This window comes from Sphingomonas rustica, from assembly GCF_039652585.1.
GTDB lineage: Bacteria > Pseudomonadota > Alphaproteobacteria > Sphingomonadales > Sphingomonadaceae > Sphingomonas > Sphingomonas rustica.
The window spans coordinates 68,198-92,687 of the sequence record NZ_JBDIZK010000007.1; the positions used below are offsets into that span (position 1 = coordinate 68,198).

The window sequence follows — 24,490 nt, forward strand, 5'->3', positions numbered from 1 at the left end:
ATGGTTTGCGTATCAACCAACTGCTGTGGACGGATGAACATGGGTATCGTGAAGATCGACGACGACCTGCATGAGGAGGCACGGCGCGCCAGCACGGTCATGTGCCGGTCGATCAATGCCCAGGCCGAATTTTGGATGAAGATCGGGATGATTGCCGAGGCCAACCCGACGCTGTCGTTCAACGACATCGTCAAGGCGCAGTTCGCGGAGGTGCAGTTGCGCGCGGTCCAGGCGATGGCGGCCTGACATGGTGAAGACTCCCGATGAACTGGCGCTGATGCGCATCTCGGGCAAGCTGCTCGCCTCGGTGTTCGAAATGCTGGACGGGCTGGACCTGGCCGGCATGTCGACGATGGCGGTGAACGACCTCGTCGAGCGGTTCATTACCGAGGATCTGGCGTCGCGCCCGGCCAGCAAGGGGCAATATGGCTTCAAATATGTCCTGAACTGCTCGATCAACCATGTCGTGTGCCACGGCGTGCCCGATGCGAACGAGATCATCCGGGACGGCGACATCATCAACCTGGACATCACGCTGGAGAAGAACGGCTATATCGCCGATTCCAGCAAGACCTATCTGGTCGGCGACGTTCCGCCCGCCGCGCGTCGGCTGGCCAGGGTGGCGCAGGAGGCGATGTGGCAGGGCATTCGCCAGGTGCGCCCCGGCGCCTTTCTGGGCGATGTGGGATATGCGATCGAGCGGCACGCGAAGAAGCACGGCTACAGCATCGTGCGCGAATATTGCGGCCACGGCATCGGGCGCGAGATGCACGAGGAGCCGCAGGTGCCGGGGTTCGGCAAGCCGGGGTCGGGCGTCCGGTTGCGGGAAGGCATGGTCTTCACGATCGAACCGATGCTGAACCAGGGCAGCCGCCGGGTCTCGACGCAGGATGACGGCTGGACCGTGGTCACCCGGGACCGCAAGCTGTCGGCGCAGTTCGAGCACACCGTCGCGGTCACTGCGGACGGGGTCGAGGTGCTGACGCTGCGCGCGGACGGGACCTGAGGACGGGCACGCGGCGGGAACGGCTTGCGGGCGAAATCGTTTCGGACCGGAACCAACAAGCTCGGAGGAGCAACAATGCGCAAGATGATCCTGGCCATGGCCCTGCCGCTGGGCCTGCTGGCGGCCTGCAGCGACGCAGACCGGACCGCGGATGACCTGGGCAATACCGCGGACGCTGCCGGCAAGTCGCTGAGCAACGCAGCCGACGATGCGATCCGGACGATCGACAAGGCGGCGGACCGGGTCGGCAATCATGCCGATCGGATCGGCGACGACCTGGGCAACCGTGCCGACCGCGTCGGCGATGCGATCGAGAACGAGACCCGCTGATCCCGACCGCGATTGAAGACGATCGACCCCGTCCGGCTTCGCCGGGCGGGGTTTTCGTATCGACGCGCGACGGCTTCGGTGCAGCGCGATGCCTCCGATCTGTCACATCATCAGGCTAGGCAACGCCCGGCCACGGGGTGCTGTTCGGGGCACGCCGGCCGGAGGACGGGAACATGGATTCGGTTGCCAAGGCACCCAGCAACGGTGCGGTTCGCGGCGCGGTTCACCGCCACGAGCATCTGAGCAGGGAAGGCCTGCTCGAACGCGCTTTCACCTTCGCCTTTCGCGGGCTGGTCTATGCCCAGATCTGGGAAGACCCGGTCATCGACATGGAGGCGCTGGAGATCGGCCCCGACAGCCATGTCGTCACGATCGCGTCGGGCGGGTGCAACGTATTTTCCTATCTGACCGCCAATCCCAGGGCGATCACCGCGGTCGATCTCAACCCGGCCCATGTCGCGTTGAACCGGCTGAAGCAGCAGGCGGCGCTGCGGTTGCCCGATCATGCGGCGTTCCACCGCTTCTTCGGTCACGCCGATACGCCCGCCAATGTCGCAGCATATAAACGGCACCTGCGCGATCATGTCGACGCCGCGACCCGCGCCTATTGGGACGGGCGCGACCTGTCGGGCCGCCGCCGCATCTCTGGCTTCGCGACCGGCTTCTATCGGCGCGGGCTGCTCGGCCATCTGATCGGGTTCGTCCATTTCCTGGCCAAATTGTACCGGATCGATCCGGCCGAGATCCTCGAGGCGCGCGACCGGGCCGAGCAGCGCCGCATCTTCGACGAGAAGCTGGCGCCGTTCTTCCGCAAGCGCTTCCTGCGCTGGCTGGTCGACCAGCCGGCCGCGCTGTTCGGCTTCGGCATCCCGCCGGCGCAGTACGACCTGCTGAAGATCGACGATCAGGCCGGGATCACCGGGGCGCTCAAGGTGCGGCTGGAGAAGCTCGCCTGCGACTTCGACATCAAGGACAATTTCTACGCCTGGCAGGCGTTCGGCCGCGGCTATGGCAAGCGGGACGATGCGCCGCTGCCGCCCTATCTCCAGGCAGCCAATTACGCGGCGGTGCGCGAGCGGGCCGGCCGGGTCGATGTCCGCCACGCCAATATGTGCGACTATCTGGAATCGATGCCCGCCCAGTCGCTCGATCGCTATATCCTGCTCGATGCGCAGGACTGGATGACCGACGAGCAACTGACGCGGCTGTGGAGCGAGATTACCCGGACGGCAAAGCCCGGATCGCGGGTGCTGTATCGGACCGCGGCAGCGCCGGACGTCGTGCCGGGGCATATCCCCGATGCGCTGATGAACCAGTGGCAGCGCGCCGACCAGGACTGGCTGGACGACATGAACCGCCGCGACCGTTCGTCGGTCTACGGCGCCATCCACCTCTATACGCTGAAGCCGCACGAATGAGCGCGGTTGCGGAGGCGGGCGACCAGCGGCGGTTGATGGATGCGACGTACAAGCTGCACCGTCATTTCTACGACCTTACCCGCAAGTTCTACCTGCTCGGCCGCGACCGGCTGATCCGGGAGCTGGCGCCGCCGCCCGGCGGCACCGTGCTGGAGGTCGGCTGCGGCACCGCGCGCAACCTGATCGTTGCAGCGAAACGCTGGCCCCAGGCGCGTTTCGTCGGCTTCGACATCAGCGAGGCGATGCTGGAGACCGCGCGCAAGTCGGTCGAGCGGCAAGGGCTGGGCGCGCGCATCCGGCTGGCGCAGGGCGATGCCGGGGCGTTCGATACCGGCGCGCTGTTCGGTCTCGAAACGGTCGACCGGGTATTCATGAGCTACACGCTGTCGATGATCCCGCCCTGGCAGCGCGCGATCGAGCTGGGTGCGGCCAGCCTCGCGCCGGGCGGCAGCCTGCATATCGTCGATTTCGGCCAATATGAGCGGTTGCCGGCACTGGCCAGGCGGTTGCACTTCAAGTCGCTCAACGACTTCCATGTCGAGCCTCGTGGCGACCTGCCGAAGGTGATGGAGCGGGTGGCGGCGCAGCAGGGGCTGGCGATGGCCTTCACGCCGCTGCTTCGCGGCTATGCGTGGAGCGGGACGCTGACGCGGCCGCGCTGAAGGGTCAGAGACTGTTTGGAAAAATCGCGAAAGCGCGATTTTCGATCCGGTACCGGCCCGCTCCCCCACCCGACCACCCATAGGATACTGCCGTGGGTGGTCGGGTGGGGGAGCGGGCCGGTGCAGCAATGCGCCGGCAGGCGCATTCTCAAAAGGGTCTCTCAGGCCCGGCCGCGCGGGATCAATGCGGTCGCGATCTCGGCATAGGCCTGCCATTCGGTGTCCTCGAAGGTCTCGAACGCCAGCGGCAGGCGCGGCTGGCCGTTCAGCGCGTCGTTGATGCCTTCCTGGAACCGTTCGAAATCGGCGGTGTAGATGCGCCATTCGCGCTCGCCGCCGCTGGTCACGACCGCGACCAGCCGGCCCCAGTCGTCACCGCGCATTCCCGTATCCAGCGCATCCTCGAACGCCGTCATCGATGCCAGCGTCGCCTCGTCCGGCATGGCGTCGTCGTCCGGCTCGAAATCCCACTGGATCAGGACGAGCAGCGGGAACTGCGCCCGCTCGGCATCGGTCGGCGCCTCGGTCCGCAGCCGGCACAGCATCGGGACGCCGCCGCGCGAGCCCGTAGCGAACAGCCAGGGTTCCTGCGGCTGATCGGTCAAGCGGCGCGCCGCAGTTCCAGCCTGCCCCAGATCTCGACCAGAGCGTCGACCAGTTCGGCCATCATCGCTTCGTCATGCGCGGGGCCGGGGGTGAAGCGCAGCCGCTCGGTCCCGCGCGGCACGGTCGGATAATTGATCGGCTGGACGTACACGCCATATTCGGCGAGCAGGATGTCGCTGATCTTCTTGGCCTTCACCGGGTCGCCGACCATCAGCGGCACGATGTGCGTGGTCGATGCCATCACCGGCAGCCCGGCATCGGCCATCATCGTCTTCAGCGTCGCGGCGGCCGCCTGCTGGCCATCGCGCTCGATCGACGACCCCTTCAGGTGGCGGACCGAGGCGAGCGCGCCGGCGACCAGCACCGGCGAAAGCGAGGTGGTGAAGATGAATCCGGGCGCATAGCTGCGGATGACGTCGATGATCATCCGGTCGGCGGCGATATAGCCGCCCATCACGCCGAACGCCTTGCCCAGCGTGCCTTCGATGACCGTCAGGCGCGACGCCGCCGCCTCGCGATCGGAAATGCCGCCGCCGCGCGCGCCGTACATACCGACGGCATGAACCTCGTCCAGATAGGTCAAGGCGTTATACTTGTCGGCCAGGTCGCAGATCGCGTGGATCGGCGCGATGTCGCCGTCCATCGAATAGACGCTCTCGAACGCGATCAGTTTCGGCACGGCAGGATCGTCGGTCGCCAGCAACTCCTCAAGATGCTCGAGGTCGTTATGGCGGAACACGCGCTTCTCGCAGCCCGAGTTGCGGATTCCCGCGATCATCGAGGCGTGGTTTAGCTCGTCCGAATAGATGATGCAGCCCGGCAGGACCTTGGCCAGCGTCGACAGCGTCGCCTCGTTCGAGACATAGCCCGAGGTGAACAGCAGCGCGCCTTCCTTGCCGTGCAGGTCGGCAAGCTCGCCCTCGAGGTCGACGTGATAATGGGTGTTGCCGCCGATATTGCGGGTGCCGCCCGATCCGGCGCCGACATCGTGCAGCGCCTCTTCCATCGCCGCGATCACCTTGGGGTGCTGACCCATGGCGAGATAGTCGTTCGAACACCACACGGTGATCGGCTTGGGTCCATTGTGCCCGGCGAAGCAGCGCGCGTTGGGGAATGCGCCCCGGTTGCGCAGAATGTCGATAAACACCCGGTATCGACCTTCGGCATGCAGCCGGTCGATCGCCTTGGTGAAGACGCGTGAGTAGTCCACTCCCGCGGGCGCGGTATCCTGGGTGCTCATGCCGGGTGCTCTAACTCCAAAGCGCCGCAATTTCCAGCGGTGCGGCATCGCATATTTCCGCGGATATGGAACCGGTCGCTTTGATCCTGCTCAAAAACCGACTGGCGGGCATGTCACGCTCCCGCCACGCCGAGTCGGCGCCAGGGCCGGGCGTCGCGCATGTCGAGGCGGCACAGCCCGGTCAGCCGGTGCGCCCGGGCATAGGCGAGCGCGCGCGAATCATAGTCCGCGGCATCGGCCGCGGCGAAGTTCCAGTCGGGCGGGTTGAAGGTCGAGAAGCCGTTCGGCGTCGGAATGCGCCAGCGCTGCGCCAGGTACATGGCATCGACATTGTGCGGGTAGAGCGCGTGTTGCACGGGATCGATGAACAGCGGCTCGCTGCGGCGTGCGGCGACGACATAGAAGCTGGTGCAGCCCGGCGGCGGCGCGGGGATGGCGTCCAGCGCGAGGCTCCCGGCGCGGTCGAGTTCGGTCGGCGGGGCGAGGTTCACCTGCTCGGCGACCAGCACCAGCGCGACGATGCCCGCAAGTGCCGGCGTCGACCGGGCCAGCGCCGCGAACCGCGCACGATAGACGCCGGCGACGAGCAGCAGCACCGGCAGCACCAGGAACAGCTGATAGCGCAGCACCACCCGAAGGCCGGCGGCGCCGGGCACGAGATAATGGACCAGGATCCAGGGCGACACGATCCAGATGCGCAGCGTGAGCGCCCATCCGATCAGGATCGCCGCGGCGAAGATCCGCATCGGCTGGTCGTGCCCCGGCCGGCGCAGCACCCGCCATGCGGCGATCATGGCGAGCGCGAACAGGATCAGCGGAAAGCCGGACTGATGCTCGCGGGTAAACAGCTTCTGGTAGAAGGGGGAGGGCAGCAGCGCTTCCAGCAGGCGCGAAATCCAGCCCCAGACCAGGTTGCCGGGGCCGGTATTGACCGGGTCGAACAGGGTGACGGTATAGCTGAGGATGAAGCCGTGCCCGCCGGTCTCGCGCGCCTTGGGCAGGTAGACGATCAGGAAGGGCAGGACGAACAGGACGAACGCGCCGCCGCAAATGGCGAGCGTGCCGAAATGGGCCCGGATCAGCGCCATCGCCGCACGGCCGGCGCCCCGGCCCTGAGTGCCCAGCCAGCACAGCAGGAGCAGCAGTGCGAAGAACAGGGTGAACCAGGCCATGTAATAGGTGGTCAGCAGCCACGCGGCCATGACCGCCGCGCAGCTGACGCCCAGCATCCGCGCGCGCCAGCGGCGACCGTCCAGTTCGGCGCGGGCCGCCTCCAGCACCAGCATCGCGACGACCGGCAGCAGCGCGATGCTGGCGATCTGGGCATGCGTCGCCTGGACCAGCAGATTGTTCGAAAGGGTGAACAGCAGCGCGACGAGGATTGCGACCGGCCGTTCCCAACGCAGCGTGCGCGCGACCAGCGCATAGGCGGCAAAGAAGCCGATCGTGCGGAACACCATGATGTTGAGCGTGTCCGACACGAACGGATCGAACCAGATCCGCCAGAAACTGTAGACGATGCCGTACAGCAGATAGCCGTCATTATAGCCCAGCGTATTGCCGTGCGGATGGAAATAGAGCGGCAGGTTCCACACGCCGTTGCCGGTCAGCACATTGTGCCAGTGCTCTAGGATCGAAATCTCGATGATGCCGTCGCCGCGGTCGCCGAAGCCGAGCGCGAACCCGCCGAAGATCTGGACGCGGAAGACCAGCATCATCGCGATCGCCCAGATGCCGACGAGCACGATGTGCCGCATCCAGCCCTTGTCCGTCACCTTCCGCTCCCCCGATCGTTCGCCGCGCTTCGCATTGTGCCGGGGCAAGCGCAAGCAAGGGAGCGCTAACGTGATTCAAATCAAGTTGGGATGGGCCCCGAAGTGCTATCCGGGATCAGGACCACCCGGCACCCGAGTCGGTCCGCGCTGGGCATCCGGCCCGACGCCACCGACGATGCCGGCTTGTCGAACAGGACATGACCATGACCCGTCAGGACTTCGAATATTATTGACGTCGCGAGCATCAGGAGCGCGAGAGTGCCCAGCGCACCGACGATCTTGGCGCGCGCCTTGTCCATATTGAACTGGCCGATCGCTATCGCGCGATGATCCAGGCGATCGGCACCGTCCCGCCCGCACACGCCTGATCGACCGCTACAGCGTCTCGACGACACTCAACCCGAAGCGGGCGAGCGCGGGCACCAGCCGATCGGTGCGCGCATTGCGGGCAGTGAAGACCGCCCGGCCCGGTCCTGGATCGGCGGGCCAATGCTGGTCGCGGGTCAGCCAGGCGACGCGGCGGGCGATTCCCGGTCCGCCATCGACGAAACGCACCGGATGGGGCGCCGCCGCCGCCAGTTCCGCCTCGACCAGCGGAAAATGGGTGCAGGCGTTGACGATGACGTCCAGCCGATCGCCGCCCGGCTGGTCGAACAGGCCGCCCAGCACGGCGCGCAATCGGTCCGGGTCGGGCGCTTCGCCGCCCAGCGCGGCCTCCGCCAGGTCGACCAGCTCCGCCGATCCGTGGCGAAGCACGGTGCAGTCGCCGGCGAAGCGCGCGGCGAGATCGTCGACATAGGGCTGGCGCACCGTCGCCTCGGTCCCCAGCACGCCGATCACGCGCGTTTCGCTCAGTTCCGCCGCGGGCTTGATCGCCGGCACGGTCCCGACGATCGGCAGGTCCAGTGCGGCGCGGACATGGGGCAGGGCGATGGTCGAGGCGGTGTTGCACGCGATCACGATCAGCCGCGGCCGATAGCGTTCCGCCAGCCGCCCCAGCAACGCCGGCACGCGCGCGGCAATCTCCGCCTCGCTGCGCGTGCCATAGGGATAGCCGGCCGAGTCGGCGACATAGACGAGCGGCGCCCGGGGCAGCAGCCGCGCAGTCGGCGCCATCACCGAAAGTCCGCCCATACCGGAATCGAAAAACAGGATGGGGCGGGGTTCGGTCATGTTTGGCTCATCCGGATTCTTGCGCGCGATTACGGGAGCGCCTAGCCTGTGCGCAAGAACGGGGGAACGCGTGGAAACCGAAATTCTCTGGCAGGGCAGCGTCGGTGCGCTGGTCCTCGGCTATCTGCTGGGGTCGATTCCGTTCGGGCTGTTGCTGACCCGCTTCACCGGCGCGGGCGACCTGCGCCAGATCGGATCGGGCAATATCGGCGCGACCAACGTGCTGCGCACCGGTCGCAAGGGCCTGGCCGCGGCGACGTTGCTGCTCGACATGCTGAAGGGCGCGGCTGCGGTGCTGCTGGCCGAATGGCTCCTTCCCGGCACGGCGATGCTCGCCGGGCTCGCGGCGTTCATCGGCCATTGCTATCCCATCTGGCTGCGCTTTCGCGGTGGCAAGGGCGTGGCGACGATGATGGGAGTCGTGGTCGCGCTGCACTGGCCATCGGGCCTGGTCTATGCGGCGGTCTGGCTGGGCCTGCTTGCGGGACTGCGCATCTCGTCGGTCGCGGGGATGATGGCGGCGATCAGCGCGCCGGTCAGCGCCGCCGCCTTCGGGCGGATCGGGCTGGTGCTCGTCTTCCTTGCGCTGGCGCTGATCGTGGTCTGGAAACACCGCGAGAATATCGACCGGCTGCTGAACGGTACCGAGCCCCGGGTCGGCAAGAAGAAGCATGGCTGACCCGCGCGAGGCGCGGCTGAGGCTCATCCGGTCGGCCAATATCGGTCCCGTCACCTATCGCAGGCTGGTCGAGCGGTTCGGCTCCGCCGAGGCCGCGATCGAGGCGCTTCCCGGGCTGGCCGCGCGCGGCGGCGGGCGGGCACCGCAGCTTGCCGATCCGGGCAAGGTCCGCCGCGAGATCGAGCGGGTCGAGCGGCTGGGCGCGCGATATCTGTTCCTGGACGATGACGCCTATCCCGCGCTGCTGGCGGAGATGGAGACGGCGCCGCCGGCGCTGATCCTGCGCGGCGACCTGTCGCTGGCCGGGCGCACCCCGGTGGCGATGGTCGGCGCGCGCAATGCCAGCGCGGCGGCATGCCGCTTCGCCCGCCTGCTGGCGCATGGCCTGGCCGAGGCGGGGGCCAGCGTCGTGTCGGGCCTTGCCCGCGGGATCGACACCGCCGCGCATCAGGGATCGATCGAGAGCGGCACGATCGGGGTGATCGCCAGCGGCATCGATATGACCTTCCCGCCTGAAAATCGCGAGCTTCAGGAACGCGTCGCCACCGATGGCCTGTTGGTGGCCGAACAGCCGCCGGGGACCGAGCCGCTGGCGCGCTTCTTCCCGTCTCGTAACCGGATCATCGCCGGGCTGGCGCTGGGCACGGTGGTGGTCGAGGCGGCGCCGCGATCGGGATCGCTGATCACCGCGCGGCTGGCGGTGGAGGCGGGGCGCGAGGTGATGGCGGTGCCGGGATCGCCGCTCGATCCGCGCGCGCAGGGCTGCAATCTGCTGATCCGCGAAGGCGCGACTTTGGTCCAGTCGGTCGAGGATATCCTCGAATCGGTCCGCCCGATCGATTCGCGTGCTGTCCGATCGCCGGTCGTCGCCTGGGAAGGCGGCCCCGCCGTGGATGCCGACGATGGCGACAGGCGACAGGTGGAGGATCTGCTGGGGCCGGTGCCCGTCGCGGTCGACGAACTGATCCGCCAGGCCGGGTTGCCGTCGCCGGTGGTGCAGACCGTGCTGCTCGAACTCGAGCTGGGCGGGCGGCTGGAGCGGCATGCCGGCGGGCGGGTGTCGGTGATGGGGGCATGATGGACAGCCAGATGCGTGGCAGGCTGAGCGTTCATATGGTCTTGAGCGCGACGATAGCCTTGCTCGCTGAGCGGCCATTGGCAGGTACGATTGGTTTCGTCGTCCTGTTGGTCATGCCCGCACTTGTCGACGCCTTCTTCGATAACGAATTGGCCTACATAGTGATCACGCTGGTCTTTAGCGCGATCGCTCAATTCGTTGTTCTCGACCATCTCCTGCGGGCCACGTGCCTGGTTGATCGAGAGACGGGATCGCGCCGGGGTGCGTTCGTATGGACGATGGTCGCGACCGGGCTGGCGACCATGCTGGGGTTGCTGTTGATCATTCCGGGGCTTTTCCTGGCGGCGCGCTGGGCAGTTGCTCTGCCGATCATCGTTGGTCGCCGCATCGGTTCGGCACAGGCGATGGCAATGAGCGCGGAGATGACCCGAAACGACATGTTGATCCTTACGCTGGTGTTTGGGATCCTGATGTCCCCGCTCATCTTGGTGATCGTGCTGTCGGGCATAGGTCACCCAGTCTCGGAGATCGGAAGCGCCTATGAGCTGGTAGCCGAGGTGATGTTGAGTGCGCAGCCGGTTGTTGCCTGGTATGCCTCGGTCGCAATCTATCGCCTGTACCGCACTGGTCAGCCGGCCTGCCAGGAGGCATTCGCCTGATCATGACGCCGCCAGCCATTGCAGCGGCGGCGCGCGACATCATCTATCAGCACCAACGAAGCGCTTGACGAGGGAAGGGCGGGCTTACCACCCTCGTACGCGTACACACGAGAGACCAGATCCCTATCATGCAGCTTGTCATCGTCGAATCGCCCGCAAAGGCGAAGACCATCGAGAAATATCTGGGCAAGGATTACCGCGTCCTGGCCAGCTACGGCCATGTCCGCGACCTGCCGGCGCGCGACGGATCGGTCGATCCGGATGCCGACTTCGCGATGGAGTGGGAAACCTATGCCGACAAGTCGAAGCAGCTGAAGGCGATCGCCGACGAGGCGAAGAAGGCCGACCGACTGATCCTGGCGACCGACCCTGATCGCGAGGGCGAGGCGATCTCGTGGCACGTGCAGGAAGTGCTGCGGCTCAAGAAGGCGCTGCCGAAGGAGGTCGAGCGCGTCACCTTCAACGCGATCACCAAGCCGGCGATCCTCGAGGCGATGGCGCATCCGCGCGAGCTGGATACCGACCTGATCGACGCCTATCGCGCCCGGCGTGCGCTCGACTATCTGGTCGGTTTCACCCTGTCGCCGGTGCTGTGGCGCAAGCTGCCCGGCGCCAAGTCGGCGGGCCGCGTCCAGTCGGTCGCGCTGCGCCTGATCGTCGAGCGCGAGCGTGAGATCGAGGCGTTCCGCCCGCAGGAATATTGGTCGGTCACCGCCGACATGGAGCAGGACGGCACCGGTTTCACCACGCGGCTGGTCAAGTGGAAGGGCGACAAGCTCGACCGCCTGTCGATCGGCGACGGCAAGACTGCCGAGGCGGCGAAGAAGTCGGTCGAGGATGGCCGCTTCAGCGTCGCGTCGGTCGAGACGAAGCCGATGCAGCGCAACCCGCCGCCGCCCTTCACCACCTCGACCCTGCAGCAGGAGGCCGCGCGCAAGCTGGGCTTCTCGGCCAGCCACACGATGCGCATCGCCCAGGGCCTCTACGAGGATGGCGCGATCACCTATATGCGGACCGACGGCGTGCAGATGGACGGCTCGGCCATCCAGGCGGCGCGCAAGGCGGTCGCGGATCGCTATGACGGCAGCTATGTGCCCGACAAGCCGCGCCAGTATCAGACCAAGGCGAAGAACGCCCAGGAAGCGCACGAGGCGATCCGCCCGACCGACTTCTCGAAGGACCGCACCGGCGGCGGCGACCATGCGCGGCTGTACGAACTGATCTGGAAGCGCGCGCTGGCCAGCCAGATGGCGTCGGCGCGGCTGGAGCGCACCACGATCGACCTGGAGGACGCGACCGGCCAGCACGGGCTGCGCGCCACCGGCCAGGTGGTGCTCTTCCCCGGCTATCTGGCACTGTACGAGGAAGGCCGCGACGACGAGGGCGACGAGGAATCGCGCCGCCTGCCGCGCATGAGCCAGGGCGATTCGCCCGCGAAGAAGGCAGTGAACGCCGAACAGCATTTCACCCAGCCGCCGCCGCGCTTCTCCGAGGCCTCGCTGGTCAAGCGGCTGGAGGAACTGGGGATCGGTCGTCCGTCGACCTATGCCTCGATCATCCAGGTGCTGAAGGATCGCACCTATGTCCGCATCGAGAAGAATCGCTTCTTCGCCGAGGAGAGCGGACGGTTGCTGACGGCCTTTCTCGAACGCTTCTTCGAGAAATACGTCACCTATGATTTCACCGCCGACCTGGAGGAGGAGCTGGACGACGTGTCGGGCGGCCGCGCCGCCTGGCAGCAGGTGCTCGAGCAGTTCTGGCGCGACTTCAAGCCGCGCACCGTCGAGGTGATGGAGCAGAAGCCGTCGGACATCACCGCGGCGCTGGACCAGTTCCTCGAGCCGTACCTGTTCCCGCCGACCGCGGACGGCAGCGATCCCCGGCTGTGCCCCAATTGCGGCGAGGGCCGGCTGGCGCTGCGCGGCGGCCGATTCGGCGCATTCGTCGCCTGCTCCAACTATCCCGACTGCAAATATACCCGCCGCTTCGCCCAGCCGGGCGGTGCGGAAGGTGACGGCGGCGGCAACGAGGTGCTGGGGACCGATCCCGAGTCCGGGCTGCCGGTCGAGCGCAAGTCGGGACGGTTCGGCCCCTATATCCAGCTGGGCGAGGGCAAGGAGGCGGCGCGTTCGTCCATCCCCAAGGATATCGAGCTCGATCTCGACTGGGCGCTGAAGCTGTTGAAGCTGCCGCGTACCGTCGGCGACCATCCGGAGAGCGGCAAGCCGATCACCGCGTCGATCGGCCGCTACGGCCCCTATCTGGCGCATGACGGCAAATATGCGCGGCTGCAGTCGACCGCGGAGGTCTTCGAGACCGGCATGAATGCGGCGGTGGTGAAGCTGGCCGAGGCGGCGGCGGGCGGCGGACGTCCGCAGCGCGGCGCCGCGCGCGAGCCGCTCAAGATACTGGGCAAGCATCCGCGCACCGAGGCCGAGATCAAGCTGATGGAGGGCCGCTACGGGCCCTATGTCACCGACGGCACCACCAATGCGACGCTGCCCAAGTCGATCGAGAAAGACGCGCTGACGCTGGAGGAGGCCGCGCAGCTGATCGATGCGCGTGCGGCCGCCGCGCCGCCGGCCAAGGGCAAGAAGAAGGCTGCACCCAAGAAGGCGGCGGCGAAGAAAGCCCCGGCGAAGAAGCCTGCGGCCAAGAAGGCGCCGGCCAAGAAAAAATCTGCCGCCGAAGCCTGATGCCAAGACGGGCGAGAGCAGTCGCATGCTCTCGCCCAAAGTCCCGGAACCGGAATGACGGGTCGCGCGCTTTCCCCTGTCGAGGAGAGACGCGATGAAACGCTTTGCCCTTGCAGTACTTCCGCTCGCGCTGGTTGCAGGTTCTGCGCTTGCCCAGACCAGCAGCGGGTTGTGGAACTATCACTTCCAGAACGGTATCGGCCAGTATCTGACCGGCGAATGGGATTCGCCGACCGGCGGCGCGCTGAACCTGTCGTGCCGCCGCGACGGCAATGTCGCGATCATGGCGCAGATCAAGGGCCAGGCGCCGCGCGCGGGATCGATCCTGGTGCTGAGCACCTCGTCGCGCGCGGGATCGAGCGACTCCCGGTTCGCGACCAATGCGCAGGGATCAGCGGTCGTGCGGGCGACGAGCCCCGCCTTTCGCCGGCTCTGGGCCAATCTGCGCGCCAACGATATCGTGACGCTGCGCTATGCCGATGGCAGGACCAGCGTCCAGTCGCTGGCGGGCGCAGCGAAGCTGCTTCCCGCCAAGCCCTGCGGCTGAGGTTCGATGGACATCGTCATCGGCACCGTGGCGGCGGCGATCCTGGTGACGCTGGTCGCCGCGAAATGGATCACGGCGCGCCGCCCGAACCTGTCCTACGGGCTGCAGGTCATCCTTGCGACGATGAGCTCTCCGGTCGTCGCGATCCTGCTGTTCGTGGTTGCGACCGTCTATACGCTCGCCTTGCCCGACCTGCCCGAGCCGGGCGGCACGGTGGGCATGGTGATCTTCGCCTTCGTGTTCTTCCTGATCTACGCGATGGCGATCGGTGCCGCGGTCGGGCTGGTGACTGCGCTGATCGCCGTCAGGATGTTTCGGCGATGAGAATCAGGCGGCGAGACGGTAGCTGCGCGACAGCCAGTCGCGCGCGGCGCGCTGTGCCGCCAGGATCTCGCGCGCGGTCATGTCGCTGCTGATCTCCGCCCGGCATTGCTGCGCGCGCTCGCTGCCCGACATGGCCGCGATGTTGAACCATTTATGCGCCTCGACCAGGTCGATATCGACGCCGTCGACACCGCTCGAATAGGCGATGCCCAGGTCGTAGCAGGCGGTCTCGTCGCCATGTGCCGCGTCGCGAACCCGTCCCTCGATCAGGACGCGCATATTGGTCAGGCTGGTGCCCATGTCGTCAAACCCCGTTAACCAAGTGGTACGGGTGTTGTGCCTCTGGAAGTCGCAAGAAAGGGTTAACGGCGTTAACCGTATTTGTTGAGGCTCACGGGGATATTGTCGATCAACCGGGTCGTGCCGATCCGCGCCGCCGCCAGCAGCCGGCCGGGCCGGTCGCGCTGAGGCTCCCCCAGCGTCTCCGCATCGACCAGCTCGACATAATCGACGTCGAACCCGGCTGCGGCCATCGTGTCCCGTGCCTGGCCCAGAGCGGCAGCGGCATCGCCGCCCTCCTCGATCGATCGCGCCGCCGCGCCCAGCGCGCGGGGCAGGGCGATCGCCTTGGCGCGATCCTCGGGCATCAGATAGGCGTTGCGCGAAGACAGAGCGAGGCCGTCATCGTCGCGCTGGGTCACCACGCCGATCACCTCGACCCCCATGTCGAGGTCCTGCGCCATGCGGCGGACGACCGCCAGCTGCTGGAAGTCCTTCTCGCCAAACAGCGCGATATCGGGGCGGACCTGGTTGAACAGCTTCGCGACGACCGTGGCGACACCGTCGAAATGCCCCGGGCGCGCAGCGCCGTCGAGCAATTCGCTTACGCCTGAAACCGAGATGCTGGTTGCGAACCCTTGCGGGTACATCGCCTCGACCGGGGGCAGCCACAGCAGGTCGGCACCGCCCTGCTTCAGCATCGCCGAATCCGTCGTCTCCTTGCGCGGATAGCGGTCGAAATCCTCGTTCGGGCCGAACTGCTTCGGGTTGACGAAGATCGACACGACGACCCGGTCCGCCTGGCGGCGGGCGGCCTCGACCAGCGCCATGTGGCCGGCGTGCAGCGCGCCCATCGTCGGCACCAGCGCGACGCGCTCGCCCGCGGCGCGGAACGCGGCGATCGCTTCTCTGAGAGCTTCGGGCTGACGGACGGTTTGCACGCGTTACCACTTTCGATATGAGACAGGGGCGGCCTTCTATGGGGGGAGGGCAGCGCGATCAACAAAGGATGTCAGGCTTGGCCGACGGATCGAACCGACTGCACGTGATCGTCTTCGCCAATGAAAAAGGCGGGACGGGGAAGTCGACGACGGCGGTGCACACCGCCATCGCGCTCGCGGCCAAAGGGGCCCGTGTGTCGTGCTTCGACCTCGATCACCGCCAGCGCACCATGGGTCGCTATCTCGACAACCGGGCCGAGACGATCCGCCGTTCGGGCCGGACGCTGCCGATGCCGCGTTACGAAACGCATGACGGCGAGACGATGGAGGCATTCTCCACCTCGCTCGAGCGGCTGGGCGACGGCGCCGATTTCCTGGTGATCGATACGCCGGGGCGCGACGACAAGTTCGCCCGAATCGCCGTCACCAACGCCGATACGCTGGTCACGCCGATGAACGACAGCTTCGTCGACTTCGACCTGATCGGCCAGGTCGATCCGGAAACCTTTCGCGTCTCGCGCCCCAGCTTCTATTCCGAGCTGATCTGGGAATCGCGCAAGCGCCGCGCCAAGAGCGATGGCGAGACGATCGACTGGGTCGTCCTGCGCAACCGGCTTCAGCATATCGAGGCACGCAACATGAAGCGGGTGTCCGAGGCGATCGACCAGCTGTCGAAGCGGGTCGGCTTCCGGGTGATCTCGGGCCTGTCCGAGCGCGTGGTCTATCGCGAGCTGTTTCCCCAGGGGCTGACCATGCTCGACTCGGGCGAGTTCGGCAGCATGGCGCTCAGCCATGTGGCGGCGCGTCAGGAACTGCGCGAGATGATGGCCGGGCTGGCGCTGCCCGAGCCTGCCCTGCCACTGCCCGCATAAGGATCCGACCATGGGCAAGGCCATATTGGCGGCGCTGATCATCGGTGCGATCTGGTATCTGTTCTTCAGCAAGCCTGGCAGGAAACCGGCCAGGCGGCAGCCGTCCGAGGCTGCGGTTCGCGACGCGGAGGCGCGGGCGATCCTCGGCGTCGGGCCCGATGCCGATGCCGATGCGATCCGTGCCGCGCATCGCCGCCTGATCGGCACGCTGCATCCCGACAAGGGTGGATCGGCCGAACTGACCGGGCGCATCAATGCGGCGCGCGACAGCTTGTTACGCACTCGCAATTGAAACTAAACCAGTGTTCACGGATTAGGCCAACACCCTTCCCAGGAGATTCTATGACCCACACTTTCGATCCGACGTCGCTGCGTGAGTATGACATCCGTGGGATCGTCGGCGAAGCGCTGGGTCCCGAAGATGCCCGTGCGATCGGCCGTGGCTTCGCGACGCTGCTGCGCCGCGCCGGCGGGACCCGCGTCGCGGTCGGCCGCGACGGCCGCCTGTCGTCGCCGATGCTTGAGGAAGCGCTGATCGACGGCCTGACCGCATCGGGCTGCGACGTGGTGCGCACCGGCATGGGCCCGACGCCGCAGCTCTATTATGCCGAAGCGACGCTGGAGGTCGATGGCGGCATCCAGATCACCGGCAGCCACAATCCGGGCAATTACAACGGCTTCAAGATGGTGTTCCAGCACCTGCCGTTCTTCGGCGAGGACATTCAGAAGCTGGGCCAGATGGCGGCAGACGGTGACTGGGAAGAGGCCGAGACGCGCGGCGCGGTTACCGATTACGACATCGTCGACATCTATGTCGGCCGCCTGATGGCCGGCTATGCCGGCGGCTCGTATCGCATCGGCTGGGACGCGGGCAACGGCGCGGCCGGCCCGGTGATCGAGAAGCTGGTGAAGATGCTGCCGGGCGAGCACCACACATTGTTCACCGACGTCGACGGCACTTTCCCGAATCACCATCCCGATCCGACCGAGGAAAAGAACCTCGCCGACCTGAAGAAGCTGGTCGCCGAAAAGAATCTCGACTTCGGCCTGGCATTCGACGGCGATGGCGACCGGATCGGCGCGATCGACGGGCAGGGCCGGGTGATCTGGGGCGACCAGCTGCTGTCGATCCTTGCCGAGCCGGTGCTGCGCATCGATCCCGGCGCGACGATCATCGCCGACGTGAAGGCCAGCCAGGCGCTGTACGACCGGATCGCCGAACTGGGCGGCAAGCCGCTGATGTGGAAGACCGGCCACAGCCTGATCAAGACCAAGATGAAGGAAACCGGCGCGCCGCTGGCCGGCGAGATGAGCGGTCACATCTTCTTCGCCCAGGATTATTACGGCTTCGACGACGCCCAGTATGCCGCGGTGCGGCTGATCCAGGCGGTCCATGTCATCGGCAAGTCGATGAACGAGATCAAGGACGCGATGCCGGCGATGGTCAACACGCCGGAGATGCGTTTCCAGGTCGACGAGAGCCGCAAGTTCGCGGTGATCGACGAGGTGCTGGCGCGCCTCGAGGCCGATGGCGCCGAGGTCGACCGGACCGACGGTGCGCGGGTCAACACGCCGGACGGCTGGTGGCTGTTGCGCGCGTCGAACACCCAGGACGTCCTGGTCGCCCGCGCCGAAGCCAAGAGCCAGGAGGCGCTCGATCGCCTGCTGGCGCAGATCGACGCGCAGCTGGCGGCAAGCGGGCTGGCGCGTGGTCCGCAGGCGGGTCACTGAGACCCGGGCAGTGATCGGGGCTGGCAATCTGCGGCATTAGCGCCCACATCGGCGCCAATGCCGCCCCGCCAGCCCTCGATCATCCGCGTCATCGACCTTGAAACGACCGGCGCCTCGCCACCGGCGCATGGCGTATGCGAGATCGGCTGGCAGGATGTCGCGCTGGGCGAGGACGGTCGCTGGGCGTTGTTCGGCGATGGCGGTAACCATCTGGTGAATCCAGGCCGGCCGATGTCGCCGATCACGACTGCGATCCACCATATTCGCGACGAGGATGTCGCCGACTCGCCCTGGTGGCACGACGTCGCGCGCCCCATCCTCGATCCTTGGCCGCGGCGCATCGCGCTGGCCGCGCACCGCGCGAGCTTCGAGGAGCAGTTCTGCACTCCTGCGCTGACCCGCGGGGCCGACTGGATCTGTACCTGGAAATGCGCGCTTCGCCTGTGGCAGGACAGTCCCAGCTTCTCGAACCAGGTACTGCGCTACTGGCGCAAGCCCGAGGGGCTGGAGCATGAGCGCGGGCTGCCCGCGCATCGCGCCTTTCCCGATGCCTATGTCACCGCGCATCATCTGCGCGACATGTTGAACGAGGCGAGCGTCGCGCAGCTGATCGAGTGGTCGAAGCTGCCGGGGCTGCTGCCCCGCGTCCGCTACGGCCCCGACCGGGGCAAGGAATGGACCGCGATCGAGGACGAGAGCCTGCAGGGCTTCCTGACAGACCGCGACGAGGATATCCGATTCACCGCGCGTACCGAATATGAGCGTCGCCGCGGCGGCGGCCAGATCCGGGGCAGCGATCCCGTGTGGCAGCTCGACCTGGAATAAAAAGTGCCCGCGCCGCAGCGCCACCGGGAAGAATCCGGTGGACGCCGCGGCGCGGGGTATGGATCGCCGGATGCGGCGTCAGTATTTGACGCGCTCTGTCTTCAGCTTCCTGGCGGCCAGATAGGTCTGGACACTGTCCGGCCCGGCAAGATGCCCGGCACCGACCGCGATGAACACGGTGCCCGGCTTCTTCATCCGCTCGGCGATCCAGTCGGCCCAGCGGACGTTGCGGTCGACCAGGATCGCCTTGTTCACCTCCGGCGTCTCGGCCATGCCTTCGTTCATCACCGCGGCCAGCGTGTCGGGATCGCCCTTCGCCCAGCTCTCGACCATCTTGTCGAGCATCTCGCCCGTCTTCGGCAGCTGGTCGAGCGTGACTTCCAGATACTTGACCTGCACCGCCTGCGGCAGCTTGTCGAAGAAGCCGAGCTGCTCCTCGGCGGTTTCCAGGCCGACGATCGGCTTTTCCGCTGCCTTGGCGGCGGCGGTCAGCGTCTTTTCCGCGCCCTGATTGGGATCATAGCCGAGCTTCGCCACCTTCGTCAGGGTGATTACCAGCGAAGCGAACCAGGGGTCGAACCGCTCATAGCCCGCGGCGGGGGTGCCCGCCTCGCTCATTGCAGCGGCGAAGGCGGCGCGTTTCTCCTCGGGCAGCTGAGCGCTCAGATTGGGGCCGTCGAGGTTGATAACCATCTTCATCATCAGCGCCTGCATCGTCGCGGGGTCGGGCTCGATCATCTCAAGCACCAGCGTGTCGCTCTTGTCGAACGCGGTCTTCACCGCTTCGTCGAACCAGCTGAGGCCCGGCTTCAGCACATGGACGGTGCCGAACAGATAGATGGTGGTGTCGTCATCCTTGACCACCCAGAGGGCGGGATCGGCGTCGCGCGTCGCGACCGCTGCGGCCGGTGCCGCGGGTGCGGCCTGCTGGGCAAGGGCGGGCGCGCCGGCAAAGGCGAACGCAAGCGCGGCGCCGGAGACGAGCAGTTTCTTCAACATCTTGATTTCCCTTTTCAAACGGCCTCACGGCCGGAATTTCATCCACAGATAGGCAAGGATCGTGATCACCATGGTGATGCAGAACAGCAGGAAATGCTGTGGTTCGGGCAGCAGTTGGCCGCGCCAGAGCAGCGACCAGGAAAAATAGACCGCGAAATAAGCGTAGAGGCCGATCGTGCTCGCGATGTAGTTGTCGCGCACCTCGACTTCGTCGACGACTTGGAAGAAGCGCCAGCTTCCCCAGCTCAGCGTGACGAGCATCACGACCGTCGCCGCAACCGCCAGCCACGGCGCCATTGGCGCAAGCAGGAACGAAGTGCCGCCGCTGCCCATGCTGGTGACGAAGCCGACGACGCCGCCGCCCAGCATCAGCATGATGACGGTGCCCGTTACCTTGCGCTTGCGGGCCTGCAGTGCGCGCTCGCCTTCGCCCAGAGCGCCGGCCGTGCCCCGCTCATTCCGAGTCATCGAAAATCTCCTCGATCGTCAGGTCGAACAGCCGGGCGATGCGGAAGGCGAGTGGCAGCGAGGGATCGTATTTCCCCGTCTCGATCGCGTTGACTGCCTGGCGCGAGACGCCGAGCCGGCCGCCAAGCTCCGCCTGGCTCCAGTCGCGTTCCGCCCTCAGGACCTTCAATCGGTTCCGCACCATTTGCCCCGCGCTTGTCGCCATCCCCTGACCATATGTCAGGTGACGCTGACAATAAGACAGCGATTCGCGACATAAGTCAAGCGACCCTTACCTCATGCAAGGCAAGGCTGACGTCGGATCGAGGGTGTAAGGCCCGCCGACCAGGCGGGCCGAGCGCGGATCAGTAGACGACGACCGAGCGGATGCTCTCGCCAGCATGCATCAGGTCGAACCCCTTGTTGATCTCGTCCAGCGTGAGGACATGGGTGATCATCGGGTCGATCTGGATCTTGCCGTTCATGTACCAGTCGACGATCTTCGGCACGTCGGTGCGGCCCTTGGCGCCGCCGAACGCGGTGCCGCGCCAGTTGCGGCCGGTGACAAGCTGGAACGGCCGCGTCGAGATCTCCTTGCCCGCCTCGGCAACGCCGATGATGATGCTGGTGCCCCAGCCGCGATGGCACGCCTCGAGCGCGGTGCGCATCACCTCGGTGTTGCCGGTGCAATCGAACGTATAGTCGGCGCCGCCATCGGTCAGCGCCAGGATCTCTGCGATCACCGTCTCGCGCGACTTGCCCCGGCCGTCGATGAAGTCGGTCATGCCGAACTTGCGGCCCCATTCCTCGCGGTCCGGGTTGATGTCGACGCCAATGATGCGGTCGGCGCCCGCCATCTTCGCGCCCTGCAGCACGTTGAGGCCGATGCCGCCTAGTCCGAACACGACGATGTTCTCGCCGACCTGGACCTTCGCGGTGTTGACCACGGCGCCGACGCCGGTGGTGACGCCGCATCCGATATAGCAGCTGGTCTGGAACGGCGCGTCCTCGCGGATCTTCGCCACCGCGATTTCGGGCAGCACCGTGAAGTTCGAAAAGGTCGAGCAGCCCATATAGTGGAAGATCGGCTGTCCCTTGTAGCTGAAGCGGGTGGTGCCATCGGGCATCAGCCCCTTGCCCTGGGTCGCGCGGATCGCCGTGCACAAATTGGTCTTGCCGCTGAGGCACGACTTACACTGGCGGCATTCGGGCGTGTAGAGCGGGATGACATGGTCGCCCGGCACCACGCTGGTGACGCCGGCGCCGACCTCGCGGACGATGCCCGCACCCTCATGTCCCAGGACCGAGGGGAAGATCCCCTCGCTGTCGAACCCGTCGAGCGTATAGGCATCCGTATGGCAGATGCCGGTCGCCATGATCTCGACCAGTACCTCGCCCGCCTTGGGGCCTTCGAGGTCGAGCTCGACGATCTCGAGCGGCTTCTTGGCCTCGAAAGCGACTGCGGCGCGGGTCTTCATGATGGGCACTCCGGGAGGATGGTCTGGTTGCCCGTCTCATCGGCGAAGCGCACATCCGGTGCAACCGCTGCGTGGCGAAACCGTCGTTCGCCTGCACATCATCGCGCGGGAGCGGCCTCCAGATCGAGGTGGAGGAACTGATTGAACGGGCTGGCGACATAGTCGGCAAAGGCGGGGCCGCTGGCGAAACCGCGCCGGCGATACAGCGCGAGCGCGGGCTCGAATGCCGGACCGCTTCCGGTTTCCAGGCTGATCCGGGTCACGCCACGCTCGCGCGCGATCGACAGGATATGCTCCAGCAGCAGCGCGGCGACGCCCCGGCGCAGCTGGTCAGGATGGGTCCGCATCGATTTCACCTCGGCCATCGCCGCATCATGTCGTTTCAGCGCGCCAATCCCGCAGATTGCATCGCCGTCCCACACGCTCCACACCGTCACGTCCGGAGCAAGCAGGCCCGTCAGATCGAGCGCGAAGCTGTGGCCGGGTGGGGAGGTGTCGGCCATGCCGGTCAGATGCAGACGCAGCAGCGCCTGTGTCTGCTGACCCGACAGGTCGTCCTCGCGAATCTCCATGCTGTCCCCCGTCCTTGTCCGCTTGCGCGGGGAAGAAGGTCGCGTGCCCCGTCTGCCTTGGCAAGAGCGGATGCATCGGCGTTTTCAGCCGGTGGCCTGTCCAAGGCTGCCCGTGCGTCACCATCCCGCGCCATTTGCTGCGGGTGGCGTTGATCTCGGTCGATGCCTTCATGCTGCAGAGCAGCAATGACCAGCGGCGCAGTTCGATCGATATTCGCGAGCATGGAAGCGGCGCCGACCGCTCACGCTTGGTCGGTTCGTATTGATGATGGGGGAGGCGTCCTAAGCGATCTGCCTCGTCCACCCCGTCGTCCTGTCTCTCGGCACGCATGCCATCATAAGACTGCTCAAGATGACGCCGATGGTCGCGATGCGGGGGCCGGCCGTGCTGGCGACGGCCGAGTGCGTTCTCTATCACCTGTCTGCCGAGCCGGTGTTAACGGGATTGGCGAACAGGCATATCGTATAGCGATATTTCGGGAACGATACGGGACGGAAGCTCGAAGCCTAGGTGTCACCCGAAACGCCTTGATTGCCGATACGGCGGGGGAGCGGCCTGACGCACATCCGAGTTACCGGTTGCTTCTGAAACATCGATGGACGGTGCCAGTCGCCCAATCTTGAAAGGTTATGCTGCTGTGCACAATTTTGATCGATTCGCGCCATTGCCGAACACTGGGGCGACGCTTAGACAGGCTGCGGTGATCCGAGGGGGCGAGGGTAACGTGCGCAAGGGAATTATTCTCGCCGGCGGCTCGGGTACAAGGCTGTATCCGCTGACCAAGGGCGTCTCGAAGCAGCTGATGCCGGTCTACGACAAGCCGATGATCTATTATCCGCTGTCGACGCTGCTGCTCGCCGGCATTCGCGAGATCATGATCATCACCACGCCGCATGATCAGGCGGCGTTCAAGGCGGTGCTCGGCGACGGCAGCGAATTGGGCATCGAGCTTCACTATGCGGTGCAGCCCGAGCCTGCGGGCCTGGCCCAAGCCTATCATATCGCAGCTGAGTTCGTCGGCGATCAGCCCTCGGCGCTCGTGCTGGGCGACAATATCTTCTACGGCCACGGCTTTTCCGGACTGCTCGAGCGCGCCAACGCGCGCGAGGCGGGCGCCACCGTGTTCGGCTATTATGTTAAAGACGCCACCGCCTACGGGGTCGTCTCGTTCGATGCGGAGGGCCGCGCCGAGACGATCGAGGAAAAGCCGGCGAGTCCGAAGTCGAACTATGCGGTCACCGGGCTTTATTTCTATGACGGCCGTGCGGTCGAACTGGCGCGGGACCTCCAGCCGTCGGCACGTGGCGAGCTGGAGATTACCGATCTCAACCGCCTCTATCTCGAGGCCGGCAATCTTTCGGTCGAGATCATGGGACGCGGTTATGCCTGGCTCGATACCGGCACGCACGGATCACTGCTCGACGCGGCCAATTATGTCCGCATCATCGAGGATCGCCAGGGTCTGAAGATCTGCTGTCCCGAGGAAATCGTCTGGCGTCAGGGCTTTATCGATGACGCACAGTTGGAGGTGTTGGCCGCACCGCTGCGCAAGAGTGGCTATGGCGAGTATCTGATGGGATTGCTGCTCGGCAAGGGGGCGTTCTCGTGAAGGTAATTCCGACCGAGATACCCGATCTGCTCATCATCGAGCCCAAGGTATTCGGCGACGATCGCGGGTTCTTCATGGAAAGCTGGAACGCCGACACGTTCCGCGAGCATGGCCTGGATCTGGCCTTCGTGCAGGACAATCACAGCCGCTCGGCCAAGGGCGTGCTGCGCGGACTGCATTTCCAGAACCCCAATCCGCAGGGCAAGCTGGTGCGGGTCACCGCGGGCCGCGTATGGGACGTGGCGGTCGATCTCCGCAGATCTTCGCCGACCTTCGGTAAATGGGCCGGCGTCGAATTGTCGGCATCGAACAGGCGTATGTTCTGGGTGCCGCCGGGCTTCGCGCACGGCTTTGTCAGTCTGGAGAACGGCACCGATTTTCTCTACAAATGTACCGGCGTCTACGATCCCGCGTCGGAGCATTCGCTGGCCTGGGACGATCCCAGCGTCGGCATCGAATGGCCGCTGGAAGGCATCGAGCCGCAGCTGTCTGCCAAAGACAAGGTCGGGTTGCCACTCGCCGAAGTGAAGGCGTTTTCCTGAG

The 24,490-nt window shown here is 66.1% G+C and carries 29 protein-coding genes; 17 read left to right on the plus strand and 12 right to left on the minus strand.

Annotation, left to right across the window (positions count from 1 at the left end; translation table 11 throughout):
• Nucleotides 1–39 precede the first annotated feature (39 nt).
• The 5 genes from TPR58_RS12695 (at nt 40) to TPR58_RS12715 (ending at nt 3,416) form a co-directional block, all read left to right on the plus strand.
• Nucleotides 40–246 (plus strand): ParD-like family protein, encoded by a 207-nt coding sequence (locus TPR58_RS12695; protein ID WP_346247049.1) that lies wholly within the window; start codon nt 40–42, stop codon nt 244–246.
• 1 nt (nt 247) lies between these two features.
• Nucleotides 248–1,006 carry a type I methionyl aminopeptidase gene (gene map / locus TPR58_RS12700; protein WP_346247050.1) on the plus strand — a complete coding sequence of 253 codons (759 nt, stop codon included), beginning with the start codon at nt 248–250 and terminating at the stop codon, nt 1,004–1,006.
• 75 nt (nt 1,007–1,081) lie between these two features.
• Nucleotides 1,082–1,336, plus strand: a complete 255-nt coding sequence (locus TPR58_RS12705) for a hypothetical protein (RefSeq protein WP_346247051.1) — start codon at nt 1,082–1,084, stop codon at nt 1,334–1,336.
• A gap of 173 nt (nt 1,337–1,509) precedes the next feature.
• Nucleotides 1,510–2,754, plus strand: coding sequence for a BtaA family protein (locus tag TPR58_RS12710; RefSeq protein ID WP_346247052.1), 1,245 nt, complete (start codon nt 1,510–1,512; stop codon nt 2,752–2,754).
• Nucleotides 2,751–3,416, plus strand: a complete 666-nt coding sequence (locus TPR58_RS12715) for a class I SAM-dependent methyltransferase (protein WP_346247053.1) — start codon at nt 2,751–2,753, stop codon at nt 3,414–3,416. The genes TPR58_RS12710 and TPR58_RS12715 overlap by 4 nt, the downstream gene beginning before the upstream one ends.
• Before the next feature lie 161 nt (nt 3,417–3,577).
• On the opposite strand, the gene TPR58_RS12720 is transcribed toward TPR58_RS12715, so the two are convergent.
• The 5 genes from TPR58_RS12720 to murI form a co-directional block, all read right to left on the minus strand.
• The gene (locus tag TPR58_RS12720) at nt 3,578–4,021 is read right to left on the minus strand and encodes a DUF695 domain-containing protein (protein WP_346247054.1); all 444 of its coding nucleotides are present in this window, start codon (nt 4,019–4,021) and stop codon (nt 3,578–3,580) included.
• Entirely contained in the window at nt 4,018–5,262 is a 1,245-nt protein-coding gene (gene hemA, locus TPR58_RS12725; RefSeq protein ID WP_346247055.1) for a 5-aminolevulinate synthase, read from the minus strand. Before hemA ends, TPR58_RS12720 begins: the two co-directional genes overlap by 4 nt.
• Before the next feature lie 113 nt (nt 5,263–5,375).
• A complete protein-coding gene (locus tag TPR58_RS12730) occupies nt 5,376–7,037 on the minus strand; it encodes a hypothetical protein (RefSeq protein WP_346247056.1) in 1,662 nt (553 codons plus the stop codon).
• Between the two features lie 80 nt (nt 7,038–7,117).
• Nucleotides 7,118–7,399 carry a hypothetical protein gene (locus TPR58_RS12735; RefSeq protein WP_346247057.1) on the minus strand — a complete coding sequence of 94 codons (282 nt, stop codon included), beginning with the start codon at nt 7,397–7,399 and terminating at the stop codon, nt 7,118–7,120.
• 13 nt (nt 7,400–7,412) lie between these two features.
• Nucleotides 7,413–8,210 carry a glutamate racemase gene (gene murI / locus TPR58_RS12740; RefSeq protein WP_346247058.1) on the minus strand — a complete coding sequence of 266 codons (798 nt, stop codon included), beginning with the start codon at nt 8,208–8,210 and terminating at the stop codon, nt 7,413–7,415.
• Between the two features lie 70 nt (nt 8,211–8,280).
• On the opposite strand from murI, the gene plsY reads away from it, so the two are divergent.
• The 6 genes from plsY (at nt 8,281) to TPR58_RS12770 (ending at nt 14,193) form a co-directional block, all read left to right on the plus strand.
• Nucleotides 8,281–8,889, plus strand: a complete 609-nt coding sequence (gene plsY / locus TPR58_RS12745) for a glycerol-3-phosphate 1-O-acyltransferase PlsY (RefSeq protein WP_346247059.1) — start codon at nt 8,281–8,283, stop codon at nt 8,887–8,889.
• Nucleotides 8,882–9,967 (plus strand): DNA-processing protein DprA, encoded by a 1,086-nt coding sequence (gene dprA, locus TPR58_RS12750; RefSeq protein WP_346247060.1) that lies wholly within the window; start codon nt 8,882–8,884, stop codon nt 9,965–9,967. Before plsY ends, dprA begins: the two co-directional genes overlap by 8 nt.
• Nucleotides 9,964–10,626: a hypothetical protein gene (locus TPR58_RS12755; protein WP_346247061.1), complete on the plus strand. Its 663-nt coding sequence runs from the start codon at nt 9,964–9,966 to the stop codon at nt 10,624–10,626. Before dprA ends, TPR58_RS12755 begins: the two co-directional genes overlap by 4 nt.
• Before the next feature lie 128 nt (nt 10,627–10,754).
• Entirely contained in the window at nt 10,755–13,322 is a 2,568-nt protein-coding gene (gene topA / locus TPR58_RS12760; RefSeq protein ID WP_346247062.1) for a type I DNA topoisomerase, read from the plus strand.
• Nucleotides 13,323–13,416: 94 nt separating this feature from the next.
• Nucleotides 13,417–13,869: a hypothetical protein gene (locus TPR58_RS12765; protein WP_346247063.1), complete on the plus strand. Its 453-nt coding sequence runs from the start codon at nt 13,417–13,419 to the stop codon at nt 13,867–13,869.
• 6 nt (nt 13,870–13,875) lie between these two features.
• Nucleotides 13,876–14,193 carry a hypothetical protein gene (locus TPR58_RS12770; protein ID WP_346247064.1) on the plus strand — a complete coding sequence of 106 codons (318 nt, stop codon included), beginning with the start codon at nt 13,876–13,878 and terminating at the stop codon, nt 14,191–14,193.
• A 3-nt stretch (nt 14,194–14,196) separates the two neighbouring features.
• Here TPR58_RS12770 and TPR58_RS12775 read toward each other — a convergent pair whose 3' ends face one another.
• Nucleotides 14,197–14,493 carry an SEL1-like repeat protein gene (locus tag TPR58_RS12775; RefSeq protein ID WP_346247065.1) on the minus strand — a complete coding sequence of 99 codons (297 nt, stop codon included), beginning with the start codon at nt 14,491–14,493 and terminating at the stop codon, nt 14,197–14,199.
• Nucleotides 14,494–14,564: 71 nt separating this feature from the next.
• Nucleotides 14,565–15,413 (minus strand): pantoate--beta-alanine ligase, encoded by an 849-nt coding sequence (gene panC, locus TPR58_RS12780; RefSeq protein ID WP_346247066.1) that lies wholly within the window; start codon nt 15,411–15,413, stop codon nt 14,565–14,567.
• A gap of 77 nt (nt 15,414–15,490) precedes the next feature.
• Between panC and TPR58_RS12785 the strand changes: the two genes are divergently transcribed.
• From TPR58_RS12785 to TPR58_RS12800, 4 genes are read left to right on the plus strand one after another with little or no spacing between them, the layout of a single operon-like run.
• Nucleotides 15,491–16,285 (plus strand): division plane positioning ATPase MipZ, encoded by a 795-nt coding sequence (locus TPR58_RS12785; RefSeq protein ID WP_428835716.1) that lies wholly within the window; start codon nt 15,491–15,493, stop codon nt 16,283–16,285.
• 10 nt (nt 16,286–16,295) lie between these two features.
• Complete coding sequence (locus TPR58_RS12790; RefSeq protein WP_346247068.1) at nt 16,296–16,577, plus strand: DnaJ domain-containing protein; 282 nt, start codon at nt 16,296–16,298, stop codon at nt 16,575–16,577.
• Between the two features lie 50 nt (nt 16,578–16,627).
• Entirely contained in the window at nt 16,628–18,016 is a 1,389-nt protein-coding gene (gene pgmG / locus TPR58_RS12795; protein ID WP_346247069.1) for a phosphoglucomutase/phosphomannomutase PgmG, read from the plus strand.
• A 57-nt stretch (nt 18,017–18,073) separates the two neighbouring features.
• Nucleotides 18,074–18,841: an exonuclease domain-containing protein gene (locus TPR58_RS12800; protein ID WP_346247070.1), complete on the plus strand. Its 768-nt coding sequence runs from the start codon at nt 18,074–18,076 to the stop codon at nt 18,839–18,841.
• A 78-nt stretch (nt 18,842–18,919) separates the two neighbouring features.
• Here the strand turns inward: TPR58_RS12800 and TPR58_RS12805 are convergent, their stop codons facing one another.
• The 5 genes from TPR58_RS12805 to TPR58_RS12825 all read right to left on the minus strand — a co-directional run bounded on the left by TPR58_RS12805 (nt 18,920) and on the right by TPR58_RS12825 (nt 22,337).
• Nucleotides 18,920–19,840 (minus strand): TraB/GumN family protein, encoded by a 921-nt coding sequence (locus TPR58_RS12805; RefSeq protein WP_346247071.1) that lies wholly within the window; start codon nt 19,838–19,840, stop codon nt 18,920–18,922.
• Nucleotides 19,841–19,864: 24 nt separating this feature from the next.
• The gene (locus TPR58_RS12810) at nt 19,865–20,308 is read right to left on the minus strand and encodes a hypothetical protein (protein ID WP_346247072.1); all 444 of its coding nucleotides are present in this window, start codon (nt 20,306–20,308) and stop codon (nt 19,865–19,867) included.
• A complete protein-coding gene (locus tag TPR58_RS12815; RefSeq protein ID WP_346247073.1) occupies nt 20,295–20,489 on the minus strand; it encodes a helix-turn-helix transcriptional regulator in 195 nt (64 codons plus the stop codon). The genes TPR58_RS12810 and TPR58_RS12815 overlap by 14 nt, the downstream gene beginning before the upstream one ends.
• A gap of 163 nt (nt 20,490–20,652) precedes the next feature.
• Nucleotides 20,653–21,765, minus strand: a complete 1,113-nt coding sequence (locus tag TPR58_RS12820; protein WP_346247074.1) for an S-(hydroxymethyl)glutathione dehydrogenase/class III alcohol dehydrogenase — start codon at nt 21,763–21,765, stop codon at nt 20,653–20,655.
• Nucleotides 21,766–21,863: 98 nt separating this feature from the next.
• Nucleotides 21,864–22,337: a GNAT family N-acetyltransferase gene (locus tag TPR58_RS12825; protein WP_346247075.1), complete on the minus strand. Its 474-nt coding sequence runs from the start codon at nt 22,335–22,337 to the stop codon at nt 21,864–21,866.
• 725 nt (nt 22,338–23,062) lie between these two features.
• On the opposite strand from TPR58_RS12825, the gene rfbA reads away from it, so the two are divergent.
• The gene (gene rfbA, locus TPR58_RS12830) at nt 23,063–23,947 is read left to right on the plus strand and encodes a glucose-1-phosphate thymidylyltransferase RfbA (protein WP_346247076.1); all 885 of its coding nucleotides are present in this window, start codon (nt 23,063–23,065) and stop codon (nt 23,945–23,947) included.
• Nucleotides 23,944–24,489, plus strand: a complete 546-nt coding sequence (gene rfbC / locus TPR58_RS12835; protein ID WP_346247077.1) for a dTDP-4-dehydrorhamnose 3,5-epimerase — start codon at nt 23,944–23,946, stop codon at nt 24,487–24,489. Before rfbA ends, rfbC begins: the two co-directional genes overlap by 4 nt.
• Nucleotide 24,490: the final 1 nt, after the last annotated feature.